General features: G+C 40.8%; 1 protein-coding gene. It reads right to left on the minus strand.

What is annotated here, in order from left to right:
- Positions 1 to 1717 (minus strand): hypothetical protein (locus tag Q0212_RS03265; protein ID WP_297922160.1); only part of this gene is annotated, 1717 nt, incomplete at both ends.

Here is a 1717-nt window from a genome sequence, read left to right on the forward strand (position 1 = left end):
TCACTAGGCGTTTCAATACCCATGCGTGATAATGCTTTAAACTTGTCATAGTTAAGCTGGAATTGATAAGGTAATAGATTGTTGTTCTTTCCTGCTCTACGACCAACAGCATTAACCAAATCATTACCAAACTCACGCTTTAAAGTAATACGTTTGTCTGCATCACCTTCCCAAACTTTTAGGTTAATTGCTTCGCTTGGGCTTAAAATAATAATGTTTTCGCCACGTTTAACTTGTAGGACGATAGCTTTTCCTGTTAATCCGCTTTTACGAATTGAGCGTTCAGCTATATCTTTACTAGAGAATGTTGCTAAAGATGAATCACCTTTTGAAAAGCGCGAAACTTGAGGCAAATTCTTTTTTGCAAACTCAAGATAAGCATCGCTCACATCATCAGCAACCGCCATAATCTGTTGGCCAAACTTCTTGAGACCTTCAATCTCTAATAGTTTTCGGCCAAGCATGGCTAAGTCTGAACGATACAAGGTGTAGGATGGGTAAGTCGCAAAGTCGGCTGTTTCTACTGTTGCTGGCTGTCCTTTACGTTTTTCTTGCTCAGCATAGGTTTTATACTTTGCTCGAATTTCGTTGTCTTTTGCGGTTGAAATATAGTTTTGCAATGCCTCAACATCCGTTTTCATGCGGATATTATCTAAAAACTTAGCTTTTCCACTACTGATTGCATCAGCAATGTTACGCATGGTCTTGGCCAAAGCAATTTGAGAGCGTGCTGCAAATTCTGCTGATGCTGCAAATCTTGCTCTGCGTGCTGTATTGGCTAAACGGTCTCGGTTAAGTTCTTCATTAGCCTTTTCCTCTAATTTATCAGACATGGCTTGTAAGCGTTCAACTGCTGTTTGACTGCGGTTATCTTCAAAGGCATCAATCTTAGCGTCTATTTGCTCTTTTGCTGCCGTGGTGTCACCGCCTGCAAGTGCTAAAAACGCCTCTGCCGAACCTTTGTCTTTGAATTGGAATCCAGCAATTGCGCCATTGCCTCTAAAGCTACTGTACCAACCACCTAAACGCTTGGCCTCAGACAAAACTTGTTTGTAATCATCGGTGCTTAAACGGTCTGATAACTGCACCACAAACAAGTCATAACCATCTCGCGTATGCTTTGTTTCGATAATGGTTCCAGTTGTGGTCTGAGATGCTGTGTTAATGGTTGATTGTAAGGCGCGTTTCTTAGCTTCTCGTGTTTCCTTGGTGCTTTCGGCTTCCAGTTCATCATATTTGATTCGCTGCTCAGGCGTTAAGCTCAAAAAAGCTTCTTGACGTGTACTGCCGTCTGCCATTTTTGAGCGCATTAAATTACGGTAATCTTCTAAGGTTTGTGGGTTCTTTAACGCTTCGGCTTTTTCAGTTATTTCCTTAGCGCGGTCATCAATCATTTGCTTATATTCTTTGGCAAAATCATCTAAGCGTGCTTGGTCAGTATCATCAACCATCTTCTTAACAGCATTTTCATAGCTGTTTTTGCCCATGCCATAGGAAATACCTCGGCTAAGCGAATAACGCCCAATCATTTCACGATAAACAGCCTCGGCAATAACTGATTTCTTATCGTTTTTATAGCGATATTGGATGTTATAACCTCCTTCTTTAAAAAGTTGGTCTTTTGTTAAAGCGTTTAACTCAGCAATAACGGCATCTTTATTTGCAAATAAATCATCAAAAGATTGCTTAAATTGCTCTGCTGTTGCTTTGCCGTCAC

Source organism: uncultured Agitococcus sp. (genome assembly GCF_937920075.1).
In the GTDB taxonomy this organism is placed as follows: Bacteria; Pseudomonadota; Gammaproteobacteria; order Pseudomonadales; family Moraxellaceae; genus Agitococcus.